Annotated in this window: 14 protein-coding genes; 9 read left to right on the forward strand and 5 right to left on the reverse strand. The window is 71.7% G+C overall.

Annotated features, from left to right (window positions below; all coding sequences use genetic code 11):
• Window positions 1–269 precede the first annotated feature (269 nt).
• Together ACRWNP_RS18335 and ACRWNP_RS18340 are read right to left on the reverse strand one after the other, a co-directional pair.
• Window positions 270–1,592 carry a D-arabinono-1,4-lactone oxidase gene (locus ACRWNP_RS18335; RefSeq protein ID WP_431962589.1) on the reverse strand — a complete coding sequence of 441 codons (1,323 nt, stop codon included), beginning with the start codon at window positions 1,590–1,592 and terminating at the stop codon, window positions 270–272.
• Complete coding sequence (locus tag ACRWNP_RS18340) at window positions 1,549–2,796, reverse strand: MFS transporter (RefSeq protein ID WP_431962591.1); 1,248 nt, start codon at window positions 2,794–2,796, stop codon at window positions 1,549–1,551. The genes ACRWNP_RS18335 and ACRWNP_RS18340 overlap by 44 nt, the downstream gene beginning before the upstream one ends.
• Before the next feature lie 137 nt (window positions 2,797–2,933).
• Between ACRWNP_RS18340 and ACRWNP_RS18345 the strand changes: the two genes are divergently transcribed.
• Window positions 2,934–4,067, forward strand: a complete 1,134-nt coding sequence (locus ACRWNP_RS18345; protein WP_431962593.1) for a ferrochelatase — start codon at window positions 2,934–2,936, stop codon at window positions 4,065–4,067.
• A 29-nt stretch (window positions 4,068–4,096) separates the two neighbouring features.
• Window positions 4,097–4,897 (forward strand): inositol monophosphatase family protein, encoded by an 801-nt coding sequence (locus ACRWNP_RS18350; protein ID WP_431962595.1) that lies wholly within the window; start codon window positions 4,097–4,099, stop codon window positions 4,895–4,897.
• 141 nt (window positions 4,898–5,038) lie between these two features.
• Here the strand turns inward: ACRWNP_RS18350 and ACRWNP_RS18355 are convergent, their stop codons facing one another.
• Window positions 5,039–5,212: a hypothetical protein gene (locus tag ACRWNP_RS18355; RefSeq protein WP_319132283.1), complete on the reverse strand. Its 174-nt coding sequence runs from the start codon at window positions 5,210–5,212 to the stop codon at window positions 5,039–5,041.
• Between the two features lie 330 nt (window positions 5,213–5,542).
• Between ACRWNP_RS18355 and ACRWNP_RS18360 the strand changes: the two genes are divergently transcribed.
• From ACRWNP_RS18360 to ACRWNP_RS18375, 4 genes are all read left to right on the forward strand, one after another.
• The gene (locus ACRWNP_RS18360; protein ID WP_431962597.1) at window positions 5,543–6,196 is read left to right on the forward strand and encodes a response regulator transcription factor; all 654 of its coding nucleotides are present in this window, start codon (window positions 5,543–5,545) and stop codon (window positions 6,194–6,196) included.
• A gap of 99 nt (window positions 6,197–6,295) precedes the next feature.
• A complete protein-coding gene (locus ACRWNP_RS18365; protein ID WP_431962599.1) occupies window positions 6,296–7,465 on the forward strand; it encodes a sensor histidine kinase in 1,170 nt (389 codons plus the stop codon).
• Window positions 7,466–7,863: 398 nt separating this feature from the next.
• Window positions 7,864–8,163, forward strand: a complete 300-nt coding sequence (locus ACRWNP_RS18370) for a DUF4193 domain-containing protein (protein WP_018561848.1) — start codon at window positions 7,864–7,866, stop codon at window positions 8,161–8,163.
• Complete coding sequence (locus tag ACRWNP_RS18375) at window positions 8,085–8,924, forward strand: hypothetical protein (RefSeq protein ID WP_431962727.1); 840 nt, start codon at window positions 8,085–8,087, stop codon at window positions 8,922–8,924. Before ACRWNP_RS18370 ends, ACRWNP_RS18375 begins: the two co-directional genes overlap by 79 nt.
• A 41-nt stretch (window positions 8,925–8,965) precedes the next feature.
• On the opposite strand, the gene ACRWNP_RS18380 is transcribed toward ACRWNP_RS18375, so the two are convergent.
• Entirely contained in the window at window positions 8,966–9,415 is a 450-nt protein-coding gene (locus ACRWNP_RS18380) for a DUF3093 domain-containing protein (RefSeq protein WP_431962601.1), read from the reverse strand.
• A 26-nt stretch (window positions 9,416–9,441) separates the two neighbouring features.
• A complete protein-coding gene (locus ACRWNP_RS18385; protein ID WP_431962603.1) occupies window positions 9,442–10,326 on the reverse strand; it encodes an SDR family oxidoreductase in 885 nt (294 codons plus the stop codon).
• A gap of 105 nt (window positions 10,327–10,431) precedes the next feature.
• Here ACRWNP_RS18385 and ACRWNP_RS18390 point away from each other — a divergent pair, with 105 nt between their 5' ends.
• From ACRWNP_RS18390 to ACRWNP_RS18400, 3 genes are read left to right on the forward strand one after another with little or no spacing between them, the layout of a single operon-like run.
• Window positions 10,432–11,037, forward strand: coding sequence for a PaaI family thioesterase (locus ACRWNP_RS18390; protein WP_431962605.1), 606 nt, complete (start codon window positions 10,432–10,434; stop codon window positions 11,035–11,037).
• Entirely contained in the window at window positions 11,034–11,567 is a 534-nt protein-coding gene (gene dut, locus ACRWNP_RS18395) for a dUTP diphosphatase (protein ID WP_431962607.1), read from the forward strand. Before ACRWNP_RS18390 ends, dut begins: the two co-directional genes overlap by 4 nt.
• A gap of 1 nt (window position 11,568) precedes the next feature.
• Window positions 11,569–12,333 carry a DUF3710 domain-containing protein gene (locus tag ACRWNP_RS18400; protein WP_431962609.1) on the forward strand — a complete coding sequence of 255 codons (765 nt, stop codon included), beginning with the start codon at window positions 11,569–11,571 and terminating at the stop codon, window positions 12,331–12,333.
• Window positions 12,334–12,462: the final 129 nt, after the last annotated feature.

The following is a 12,462-nucleotide window of genomic DNA, read 5'->3' on the forward strand; positions in this document are numbered from 1 at the left end:
TGAGTTTCCCGGCGTGTCGGGCATGTGCCGTGACACGCCGTTATGGCACGGTTACCTATTTGCAACGCTGAGTGACCAAACGCACCACTCGGCGTCAAGTGCCTCCGGTTCGATCGACGGCACCCCGGGACGAGTGCGCCGTCTCCCCCCGGAGCCAGGATTTGTCACAGTACTCCATTTGGGCCATGTCGGTGGGGCGCCGCGCCGTCGAACTTCGCGCACGCCAAGGGAGTTGGGGCAGGATCTTCGCAAAAACCCCACAAGCGGAACTATTCGCCGAGCACCCGCCGCAGGTAGTCGTTGCGGAACAGCCGGTCCGGGTCGAGCCGGTCGCGCAGGGCGGTGAACTCCGGGAAGCGCGGGTAGGCCTCGGCGAAGTACTCCGCGTCCCGGGTGTGGATCTTGCCCCAGTGAGGGCGGCCCTGATGGGCGGTCATGATCTGCTCGACCGCGGTGAAGTACTCCTGGTACCGGCTGCCGCGGTACATGTGCACCGCGACGTAGGCGGTGTCCCTGCCGGAGGCCGTCGAGAGCGCGATGTCGTCCGCCGGGGCGACCCGCACCTCCACGGGGAAGCTGATCCTGAACTCCGACGACTCGACCATGGACTTCAGTTCGCGCAGCACCTCCACCGCGGCCTCGCGCGGCACCGCGTACTCCATTTCCACGAAACGCACACGCCGCGGGTGGGTGAACACCTTGTACGGGATGTCGGTGTAGGTGCGGGCCGACAGGGCCCGGCTGGAGACCTGGGCGATGCCCGGGATGAGGGAGGGCGCCGCCCGGCCCAGGGCGCAGGCCGCCTGGAAGACCCCGTTGGACAGGAGCTCGTCGTCGATCCAGCCGCGCACCCCCGGGACTGGGGCGGCGGGGCCCTGGCTGCGGTTGTTCCGCTTGGTGTTGCAGCCGTCGGTGTGCGGGAACCAGTAGAACTCGAAGTGCTCGTTCTCCTCGACCAGCTGGTCGAACTCGGCGACCACCCGGTCGAAGCGCATGGGTTCCTCGCGCGCGGCGAGAAGGAAGAGCGGCTCGACCGCGAAGGTGATCGCGCTGACCACGCCGAGCGCCCCCAGCCCGATCCGGGCGGCGGCGAAGACCTCGGCGTTCTCCCGCGCCGAGCAGCGGAGCACCGAACCGTCGGCGAGCACCAGTTCCAGCGCCTTGATCTGGGCGGCTATGGAGCCCGAGTCGCGGCCCGTGCCGTGGGTACCGGTGCTGGTCGCGCCGGCCACGGTCTGTTCCATGATGTCGCCCATGTTCGTGAGCGACAGGCCCTCGGCGGCGAGCATCGCGTTGAGGTGCTTGAGCTGGACACCCGACTCCACCGTGATCGTGCCGGCCTCGCGGTCGATGTCCCGCACCGCGGTCATCCGCTCGGGCCGGATCAAAACGCCCGAGGTCGCCGCGGTCGAGGTGAAGGAGTGCCCGGTGCCCACCGCCTTGACCGGGAGCCCGTCGGCGGCCGCCTTGCGGACCACGGCCGTCAGTTCGTCCACCGAGGCGGGCGACTCGGTCCGCGCGGGCAGGGCCCGCACGTTGCCCGCCCAGTTATGCCATGTGGTCTTCCCGGCGGTCCTGCTCGTCGTACCCATGCGCACGCGTCCCCTCCAGCTCCGGCGCCGGCTCCAGCCGGCGGTACCCCAGGAAGGCCGCCACCACGGCGAGAGCCGCGGCGGAGGCGGGTACCGCGAACGCGGCCCGGGCCCCCGCCGCGTCGATCACCCACCCGGCCAGAGAGGCGCCGAGCGCCACACCGACCGCGAGCCCCGTGCTCGTCCACGTCATGCCCTCGGTCAGTTTCGCGCGCGGTACCAACTGCTCGACGAGCGCCATGGTGGTGACCATCGTCGGTGCGATGGACAGGCCCGCGACGAACAGCGCCACGGCCAGGAACGGCAGGTTCCCGACCAGTAGTGGCGGGATCATACTCACCGCCATGGCCGCCACCCCCAGCAGGAACCGGCGGGAGGCCGTTCCCGTCGGCCTCATCAGGCCGAAAAGCACACCCGCGAGGCAGGAACCCGCCGCGTAGACCGCCAGCACCACGCTCGCCGCGGCCTTGTGGCCCTGCTCCTCGGCGAAGGCCACCGTGTTCACGTCCACGGCGCCGAAGATCGCCCCGGTCGCGACGAAGGTCAGCACGAGCACCTGCAGTCCGCCCGAGCGCAGCGCGGATCCGGGGGAGTGCTGCTCGCGCGGGTGCGGCGGCGGCTCCGTGGCGCGCTGCACCGTCAGCAGCCACACCCCGGCCGCCAGGAAGAGCACCGCCAGCAGCGGCCCCGCCTCCGGGAACCAGATGGTGCACAGCCCGATCGACAGGATCGGGCCCACGATGAAGCAGACCTCGTCGACGACGGACTCGAAGGAGTAGGCGGTGTGCAGCAGCGCCGGCGACCCCCGGTGGATCATGGCCCACCGCGCCCGCACCATGGCGCCCAGGCTCGGTGTCGTCCCCGCCGACGCGACGCACGCGAAGAGCGTCCAGTCCGGAGCCCCGGTCCTTACGCACACCAGCAGGCCCGCCACCGCCAGCACCGTGATCCCGGCGGCCGGGCGCAGCACCCTGCGCTGCCCGTAGCGGTCGACCAGGCGGGAGACCTGCGGGCCCAGCGCCGCCCCGGCCAGCGCCAACGTGGCCGCGAGCCCGCCCGCGACCCCGTAGCGGCCGGTGACCTGGGACATCATCGTCACGATGCCGATGCCGAGCATGGACAGAGGCATCCGGCCGATGAAGCCGGCCGCCGAGAAACCCCTCGTCCCCGGAATGGAGAAGATCGCGCGATAGGGACTGGACACAGGGCGCTCCACGGCTACGTCGCCGATGTTCAGGGGGTTCAGGTAAGGAATGTGACTGCGTCACACAGCTTACAAAGGGAGCGCAAGCGATTTTCGCCGGTTCCTCGGCCGCCGCCACCGGGTGGGAGGATCGGAACATGTCCGATCACACCGAGGCCGGCACCGCCGCTCCGTACGACGCACTGCTCCTGCTGTCCTTCGGGGGGCCCGAAGGGCCCGACGACGTCGTCCCCTTCCTGGAGAACGTCACGCGCGGCCGGGGCATCCCCCGTGAGCGCCTGAAGGAGGTGGGGCAGCACTACTTCCTCTTCGGCGGGGTCAGCCCCATCAACGCGCAGAACCGCGAACTGCTGGAGGCGCTGCGCAAGGACTTCGCCGGGCACGGCCTCGACCTGCCCGTCTACTGGGGCAACCGCAACTGGGCGCCCTACCTGACCGACACCCTGCGCGAGCTGGCCGAGGACGGCCACCGCCGGGTGCTGGTCCTGGCCACCAGCGCGTACGCCTCCTACTCCGGCTGCCGGCAGTACCGCGAGAACCTCGCCGACTCCCTGGCCGCCCTCAAGGCCGAGGGCCGTCCCGTGCCCCGCGTGGACAAGCTGCGGCACTACTTCAACCACCCCGGCTTCGTCCGGCCCATGATCGACGCGGTGCTGACCGCCCTCGCCACGCTCCCCGAGGACGTCCGCGACGGGGCCCACCTGGCGTTCACCACCCACTCGATCCCCACGGCCGCCGCCGACACCTCGGGACGGCCCGAGGCGCACACCGAGGACGGAGCCGGCGGCGCCTACGTCGCCGAGCACCTGGACACCGCCCAGGTGATCGCCGATGCCGTCCGCGAGGCCACCGGCACCGACCGCCCGTGGAAGCTCGTCTACCAGTCCCGCAGTGGCGCTCCGCACATCCCGTGGCTGGAGCCGGACATCTGCGACCACTTGGAGGAGCTGCACGCCTCCGGGGCCCCCGCCGCCGTCATGGTGCCGATCGGATTCGTCTCCGACCACATGGAGGTCAAGTACGACCTCGACACCGAGGCGACCGCCAAGGCCGCGGAACTGGGCCTGCCCGTCGCCCGCGCCGCCACCGTGGGAGCGGACCCGCGCTTCGCCGCCGCCGTGCGCGAGCTGGTGCTGGAGCGCGCCGCCACCGAGCGGGGCCTGACCCCCGAGCGGTGCGCGCTGGGGGCGCTCGGGCCCAGCCACGACGTGTGCCCGGTGGGCTGCTGCCCGGCGCGCAGCCCCCGTCCCGCAGCCGCGGGCGCCGAGTGACCGACGTACCCGTAAGCACGAGGAGTACCGTGACCGACCACCTCAAGGACGAACTCCTGGCCGTGGCCGTGGAGGCCGCCCGCAGGGCGGGTGAGCTGCTGCGCGACGGCCGCCCGGCCGACCTCGGCGTGGCCGCCACCAAGAGCAGCCCGATCGACGTCGTCACCGAGATGGACATCGCCGCCGAGAAGCTGATCGCCTCCTTCATCACCGAGCGCCGCCCGGACGACGGGCTCCTGGGCGAGGAGGGCGCCAGCACCCCGGGCAGCAGCGGGGTCCGGTGGGTGATCGACCCGCTGGACGGCACCGTGAACTACCTCTACGGCCTGTCGTCGTGGGCCGTGAGCATCGCGGCGGAGCTGGACGGCGAGACGCTCGTCGGGGTCGTCGAGGCCCCGATGCACGGCGAGAGCTACCGCGCGGTGCTGGGTCGGGGCGCGTGGGTCAACGACCGCGAGGCGGCCGTCCGCCCGGCACCGCCGCTGGAGCAGGCGCTGATCGGCACCGGCTTCGGCTACCTGAAGGAGCGCCGCGAGGGCCAGGCGAGGGTGCTGCGCGAGCTGGTCCCGCGGCTGCGGGACATACGCCGTGGCGGATCCGCCGCCATCGACCTGTGCGACGTGGGTTGCGGCCGCCTCGACGGCTACTACGAGCGCGGTCTCAACCCGTGGGACTACGCGGCGGGCGCCCTGTTCGCCCGCGAGGCCGGTGCCCTGACCGGGGGCCGCCCGGGAGTGGCGGAATCCACGGAGCTGACCGTGGCGGCCCCGCCGGGGCTGTTCGAGCCCCTGCAGCGGCTGCTCGACGAACTCGGGGCCTGGCACGACTGAGGCCGCCGCCTCCGCTGCCTCCGCCGCCGGGCGACGTCCGGCGCCCGGCGCCCGCCGCCGACCGGCGGCGGGCAAGCGAACGCCCCGGCACCTGTCCAGGTGTCCGGGGCGCGGCGTTCGGCTGTGCCGCCCTGGGCGATCTCAGGCGATCTTGGGCAGCACCTGGACGCCGTGCTCAGCGGCGAGGCGGCGCAGGTCCGCCAGCTCGGCCTCCTCGACCTCGGCCAGGAAGTCGTCCCCGTCCTCGCGGGCGCGCAGAAGGTCGGATTCGGTGCTGTGTATGCGCTGCAGGATTCCAGTGGTGAATGCGTCCATCAGGTGGCGCCCCCTCGTCGTCGTGGGTTGACACAGGGATATTCGGGGTCGTGCGATGTGCGGGGTCGTTCACAGGTCTTGTCGGGGACCCCTCGGATCACACAGCGGCTGGTGCCACGGGAGTCACGGACGCCCTGCGGGCGTGATCGGGGGTGTGCAGTCGTCCTCCCCAGGCCCGCCGGAGCAGAAACCTCCGGGACGCGAAGAAATCGGCGCCACCACCTCTTACCCCTGTTTTACGGCCGCCCGGTGCAGGATGGAGGGGCGTTCAGCCTGCACAGGCAGGCTGTGCACGGCTCTTCGAGAAGTGCCTAGGGAAGGAACAGCGCCTTGCGCGTACTGGTCGTCGAGGACGAGCAGCTGCTCGCCGATGCGGTAGCCACCGGACTGCGCCGTGAGGCCATGGCCGTCGACGTCGTCTATGACGGCGGTGCCGCCCTGGAGCGGATCGGGGTCAACGACTACGACGTCGTCGTCCTCGACCGCGACCTGCCGGTCGTCCACGGGGACGACGTGTGCCGCAAGCTGGTGGCACTGGGCCTGCCGACCCGGGTCCTGATGCTGACCGCCGCCGGTGACGTGAGCGACCGCGTCGAGGGCCTGGAACTGGGCGCCGACGACTACCTCCCCAAGCCCTTCGCCTTCACCGAGCTCACCGCCCGCGTACGCGCCCTCGGGCGCCGCACGACCGCGCCGCTGCCGCCCGTGCTGGAGCGCTCCGGGATCAAGCTGGACCCCAACCGCCGCGAGGTGACCCGGGAGGGCCGGCAGGTCCACCTGGCCCCCAAGGAGTTCGCGGTGCTGGAGGTCCTGCTGCGCAGCGAGGGCGCCGTGGTCTCCGCGGAGCAGCTGCTGGAGAAGGCCTGGGACGAGAACACCGACCCCTTCACCAACGTCGTGCGGGTCACCGTCATGACGCTGCGCCGCAAGCTCGGCGAGCCCGCGGTGATCGTCACCGTGCCCGGCTCCGGATACCGGATCTGATCCGCCGTGCCCGCGCCCTCGTCGTCTTCGACGACCCCGCCTGCTCCGCAGGCGGTCCCGCCCAAGCCCACCTGGGATCCCAAGCAGGCCGCCCGGCCCATGCCGCTGCTGCGCCCGACGATCCGGATAAGGCTCACCCTGCTCTACGGCGGCATGTTCCTGATCGCCGGGGTGATACTGCTGTGGATCATCTACATGCTGGCGGCCCAGGCCATCCGCCAGGGCACCGAGGCGCAGTTCCACGTCGAGGCGGGCCGGCTGTCGCTCACCGGGCTGTGCCCCGAGCTTCCCACCGGCCCGACCAATCCCGACGCCTTCAACAAGGCCTACGTCCACTGCCTGGCCGTGCAGCGCGAGTACGCCCTGAATGTCCTGCTGAAGCGCTCGCTGTTCGCCCTCATCGGTCTGGCCGTGCTCGCCTTCGCCTTCGGCTACCTGCTGGCCGGCCGGGTGCTGGCGCCGCTGGGCCGGATCACCCGCACCGCGCGCGGTGTGGTGAGCTCCGACCTGACCCAGCGGATCCACCTGACCGGCCCGGACGACGAGCTCAAGGAACTGGCCGACACCTTCGACGACATGCTGGAGCGCCTGGAGCGGTCCTTCGACGCCCAGCGCCGCTTCGTCTCCAACGCCTCCCACGAGTTGAGAACGCCGCTGGCGATCACCCGCACACTGCTGGAGGTCCAGCTCGCCGACCCCAACGCCTCCCCGGACATGCAACAGCTGGGCAAGAACCTGCTTGCCACCAACACGCGCAGCGAGCAGCTGGTGGAGGGCCTGCTGCTGCTCGCCCGCAGCGACAACGAGATCGTCGACCGCAAGCCGGTGGATCTGGCCGAGGCGGCGACCCAGGCGCTGGAGCAGACCCGCAGCGAGGCCGAGGCCAAGGGCGTGGAGCTGCGCGCCGCGCTGGGCGAGGCCGTCGTGCAGGGCAACGGGGTGCTCCTGGAGCGCATCGCGTTGAACCTGGTGCAGAACGCCGTCCGGTACAACGTCGCGAACGAGGGCTGGGTGGAGGTCGTCACGGGCGTCGAGCCGGGCTCCGCGGTCCTGACGGTCACCAACACCGGGCCCGTCGTCCCCGCGTACGAGATCGACAACCTGTTCGAGCCCTTCCGGCGGCTGGGCAACGAGCGCACGGGCAGCGACAAGGGGGCCGGCCTCGGGCTGTCCATCGCCAAGTCCGTCGCCCGGGCCCACGGTGGAACGATCACCGCGGTCCCGCGCGAGGGAGGTGGCCTGGTCATGCGGGTTGTCATTCCCGTGTGACCCGTCACACGACACCCCCGGGTACATGTTCGCTTTGCGCGGAATTTTGCGGTCTGCGCGCCTCCGGGGCATGCTGTGAGCGATCACACATACGATTTCGGACGCCGGTACTCTCCGTGGTCGCAACCTCCGGGAAAAGAGCGGAAAAATCCATGTTTCCGCAGGTCATGATCACGGGAAGTACACGTGGAGGCGCGAGCAAGGTGCGACAAGTGGGCCGTTTCCGGTCATCACCGGCGGCGGTTGCGATCACCTCTTCGGGGGTGCGGTTGGGTGTCGATTGAGTAACGGCACTTGATGTAAGGCAAAATCTCCGCTTCGGGCCGGGCACAAGACCGGCCTCCCGTGCGTTACGTGCGCTGGAGACACCGCAGACACCCAGAGGGGGAGAGCGATACATGGCTACTGATTACGACACCCCACGCAAGACCGACGATGACGTCAACGAGGACAGCATCGAGGAACTGAAGGCCAGGCGGAACGACAAGTCGACCTCCACGGTCGACGTGGACGAGTTCGACCAGGCCGAATCCCTCGAGCTGCCCGGAGCCGACCTCTCCAACGAGGAGCTGTCGGTCCGGGTGCTGCCGAGGCAGGCGGACGAGTTCACCTGCATGAGCTGCTTCCTCGTGCATCACCGCAGCCAGCTGGCGACGGAGAAGAACGGCAACCCGATCTGCCGCGACTGCGCGGCCTGACGGAAAGCCGGACCGTGGCGAGCGACGACGAGCGAGGCCATGAGGCCTCGCTCGCGGGCGCAACGGAGGGGCCGGCGGGCGATCTCGTCCCGCTCCGTCCCCCCGGCCGTGCAGCAAGGGCACGTGCACGCGCCAAGGCGGCGCTGAACACCTTCGTCGACGGGCTCGTCGAGACGGCCCCGAGGGTCCCCGTCAGGGACCTGGAGACGCTTCGCCGCCAGTTCCCCGGGCTCGGGCCCGAGGAGCTGGCCGACAAGCTGGTGTACGCCGCCACGATGGGCACCGCGACGGTCGGCGCCGGCATCGGCGCCGCCGCCATGCTGCCCACGCCGCCGGCCATGCCGGCGGAGCTGGCCTCGGAGACCCTCGGGGTCGCCCTGGTCGAGTACAAACTCATCGCCGAGCTGCACGAGGTCTACGGGCTGCGCGCCCCGGGTTCACTGCGACAGCGCTCGACGATGTACCTCGCCGAGTGGACCGAGCGGCGCGGGATCGACTTCTCCAAGCCGTCCACGCTGAACATCGCGCTCGGCGGCAGGATGAAGCGCGAACTGCGCCAGCAACTGATGAAGCGCACCATGCGCAACCTGCCGACGCTGACCCCGTTCATGGTCGGCGCGGCCGTCGGTGCCGTGATGAACCGGCGCGACACCAGGAAACTCGCGGAGCAGATCCGCAAGGACCTGCGCCACCGCCAGGTGCCCTGGGGCCTGCTGTCGGCCGAGGAGGAACCCCCGCCCGCGCTCGGGCCCGGCGGCTGACCCGCCCGGCGCCCAGCGCCGTGCGCCGGGGCGCCCCGGGCTCAGACGCGTACGTCCCGCAGGGCCGCGGCGAGGCGCTCGGGTGAGCGCGTCGACAGGTACAGGTAAGGCGTCGGGTCGTCCGGGTCGGTGACCTCGACCTTGAGCGCGGTCGGCACGTAGGCGCGCAGCAGCATGAAGGCGCGCGGATCGGCCTTGTACGACCGCCAGGCCAGGGCCTCGTCCCGGTCCAGCACCGTGGCCTCGCCGAGCGCCGTCACCGGGATCCTGGCGTCCCCGGCCACCAGCGAGCCGGCCACCACCCGCAGCCGCGGCGAGCCGTAGGCGCTGACCAGGGCCGCGCCGACGGCCGTGCCGCCCACGAGCCCGCCGAGCAGTGCCAGCGGCCCGAGGGGCAGCAGGATCAGCGCCAGCGAGATGCCCGCGCCGACGGCGAGCGCCCACCACGAACGCGGCGCGGTGAGCCGCTCCTCATAGGTCATGACGGTCATGACACCCAGCTTGTCATGCCGCCCGGTCAGCGCCCGCCCCGGGACCGCAGCCTCGTCAGCGTGTGCGCGGCGCGCGGGGGCCGGCGCAGCCCCATGGCGATCTGCTTGGCCCAGTCGGTCGCGGCGGTCGGCAGGGCGGCGTCCAGGACGGCGGAGGACCGGGCGTCGGCGCCCACCAGGTAGCGGGGGAGCGGCCGCGGCGCCGTGAGCGCCTTCAGCACCGTGCGCGCCACCGGGCGCGGCGAGGGCAGCTCCCGCTTGACCAGTTCCTCGGCGGCCTCGTACTGGTGCCGGTAGGCCGAGTTGCGGCGCTGCGGGAGCCGGCTCGCGCCGCGCTGCCAGATGTCCGTGCCGTACGAGCCGGGCTCCACCAGCACGACCTTGACCCCGAACGGGGCGGCCTCCATCCGCAGCGCGTCCGTCATCGCCTCCAGGCCCTGCTTGCTGGCGCAGTACCAGCCGAGCAGCGGCATCGAGACCCGCCCGGAGACCGAGGAGATGTTGACGATCCGCCCCGCGCGCCTGGCCCGCATCGTGGGCAGCACCAGGCGGGCGATGCGCGCCGGGGCCACCAGGTTGGTCTCCAGCTGCTGCCGCACCTGCTCGTCGTCGACGTCCTCGATCGCGCCGGGCTGGGCGATCCCCGCGTTGTTCACCACGGCCCACGGGCCGCCGTCCGTCATCGTGGCGATCTCGGTGAACGCCCGGACGGAGGACGTGGCGTCCGTGACGTCCAGGAGCACAGTGCGCACCGACGCGCCGGTGCGCTCCACCGCCTCCCGCAACGCCTCCGCCTTCTCCTGACTCCGTACCGTCCCGATGACGTCGAGACCGGCGTGGGCCAGTTCGAGGGTGATGGCGAGGCCGATCCCGCACCCGGCTCCTGTGACGACGACGGACCTGGGGGTCATGGGGTGCTCCAAGGGAGGGTGCTCCGGTGATGGGCGGGCCGCGGGGCCGGAAGGACAACGGCCGGGCGGCGGGAAACGATCCCGCAGGAGGGTAGGGTCTCCCGCGTGAGTGGAGCTACGACCGACGCCGGCCCGGACCGTCCGGGCCTGACACCGCCGCGCGACGCCGTCGCGCCCGAGCGGCACCCCGACGCCCCCGCCCCCGGCCAGCCGCTGGGCGCGCACTACGACCACTGCTTCGGCTGTGGCGAGGCGCAGCCGCACGGTCTGCACCTGGAGGCCACGGCAGGTGAGGGCGTCAGCGTGACGGCAGAGTTCACCGTCCAGCCCGCCCACCAGGGTGCCCCGGGCCTGGCGCACGGCGGTGTGCTCGCCACGGCGCTCGACGAGACGCTCGGCTCCCTCGCCTGGCTGCTGCGCACCATCGCCGTGACCGGCCGCCTGGAGACCGACTTCGTGCAGCCCGTGCCGGTCGGCGCCACCCTCCACCTGGAGGCCCGCTGCACCGCCGTGGCCGGGCGCAAGATCTACTCCACCGCGGTCGGCCGGATCGGCGGCCCCGACGGCCCCGTCGCGGTCCGCGCGGACGCGCTGTTCATCGAGGTCAAGCTGGAGCACTTCACCGACCACGGCCGCCCCGAGGAGATCCACGCCGCGATGTCCGACCCGGACCAGATCAAGGTCGCGCGCGCCTTCGAGGTGAACCCGTGACCGGCGGCGGTCGCCCCCCGGTCGACGTCCTCATCCACCGTTTGCACGAGGACGTCCCGATTCCTTCCTACGGGCACCCGGGCGACGCCGGGGCCGACCTCGTCACCACCGAGGCGGCCGAACTGGCCCCCGGCGAACGCGCCGTGCTGCCCACGGGGGTGTCGATCGCGCTGCCGGACGGCTACGCCGCCTTCGTGCACCCGCGCTCGGGCCTCGCCGCGAGGTGCGGAGTGGCCCTCGTGAACGCCCCGGGAACGGTTGATGCCGGGTACCGTGGGGAGATCAAGGTGATCGTGGTCAACCTGGACCCGCGCGAGAGCGTACGGTTCGCAGCAGGGGACCGGATCGCCCAACTGGTCGTCCAGCAGGTCGAGCGGGTCCGCTTCCACGAGGTGGCGGAACTGCCCGGTTCGGTACGGGCGGCAGGGGGCTTCGGCTCCACGGGGGGTCATGCCGCGGTGGATGGCTCGCCGGTCGGTCCGTCCGGCAATGGATACGCATCGGTCATCGCTGACCGGGAAGGACAGTGACGTGTTCCGTCGTCGTCGCAAGGAGCGCGGAGACGCCCTCGACGAGCTCGCGGCCGAGAGCCCTGACGAGCTGGCCGAAGACGCCGAGGAGTCGGACGACTCCATGGAGTCCCGTCGGTACAACCTTCCGCCCGCCCCGAGGCCGGACGGCCCGTGGGACGTGAGCGAGGTCAGGGACCCGGCCGAGGGCCGGGTCGACCTGGGCGGGCTGTTCGTGCCCGGTGTCCAGGGCATGGAACTGCGCGTCGAGGTGGCCGGGGAGTCCATCGTCGCCGCGACCGTGGTGCTCCGGGAGAGCGCCGTCCAGCTGCAGGGCTTCGCCGCCCCCAAGTCGGAGGGCATCTGGGGCGAGGTCCGCGACGAGATCGCGTCCGGCATCACCAAGCAGGGCGGCATCGTCGACGAGGTCGAGGGTCCGCTGGGCTGGGAGCTGCGTGCCCAGGTCCCGGTGCAGCTGCCCAACGGGGCCAACGGTGTACAGGTCGTACGCTTCGTCGGCTGTGACGGACCGCGCTGGTTCCTGCGGGGCGTCATCTCCGGGCAGGGCGCCGTCCAGCCCGAGACCGCCGGCCTGCTGGAGCAGATCTTCCGCGACACCGTCGTCGTCCGCGGCGAGTCGCCGATGGCGCCGCGCGACCCGATCGTGCTGAAGCTGCCCAACGACGCCCAGATGGTGCCCGAGGGCATCGCCCAGGAGGAGAGCGGCCGCTTCTCCGACGGCATCGACCCGATGCGCCGCGGCCCGGAGATCACCGAAGTGCACTGAACCCCGGGGCCCGGCGCCCCAGCCTTGCCCTACGCCCGTGGGCCGACCTGTGACAACAGGTCGGCCCACGGGCGTTTTCACAGGTCAGCGGGGTGAACGTCAAAGGGCCGTCAAGGCGTCGTGAGGGCC

This window comes from Actinacidiphila sp. bgisy160 (assembly GCF_965342435.1).
Classification (GTDB): Bacteria; Actinomycetota; Actinomycetes; order Streptomycetales; family Streptomycetaceae; genus Actinacidiphila.

Excerpts from the sequence above, each read along its gene's own strand:
- ACRWNP_RS18335 (WP_431962589.1), bottom strand. The coding sequence starts at position 1,592 with ATGGGTACGACGAGCAGGACCGCCGGGAAGACCACATGGCATAACTGG.
- ACRWNP_RS18345 (WP_431962593.1), top strand. The coding sequence starts at position 2,934 with ATGTCCGATCACACCGAGGCCGGCACCGCCGCTCCGTACGACGCACTG.
- ACRWNP_RS18355 (WP_319132283.1), bottom strand. The coding sequence starts at position 5,212 with ATGGACGCATTCACCACTGGAATCCTGCAGCGCATACACAGCACCGAA.
- ACRWNP_RS18365 (WP_431962599.1), top strand. The coding sequence starts at position 6,296 with ATGCCGCTGCTGCGCCCGACGATCCGGATAAGGCTCACCCTGCTCTAC.
- ACRWNP_RS18370 (WP_018561848.1), top strand. The coding sequence starts at position 7,864 with ATGGCTACTGATTACGACACCCCACGCAAGACCGACGATGACGTCAAC.
- ACRWNP_RS18380 (WP_431962601.1), bottom strand. The coding sequence starts at position 9,415 with ATGACCGTCATGACCTATGAGGAGCGGCTCACCGCGCCGCGTTCGTGG.
- ACRWNP_RS18385 (WP_431962603.1), bottom strand. The coding sequence starts at position 10,326 with ATGACCCCCAGGTCCGTCGTCGTCACAGGAGCCGGGTGCGGGATCGGC.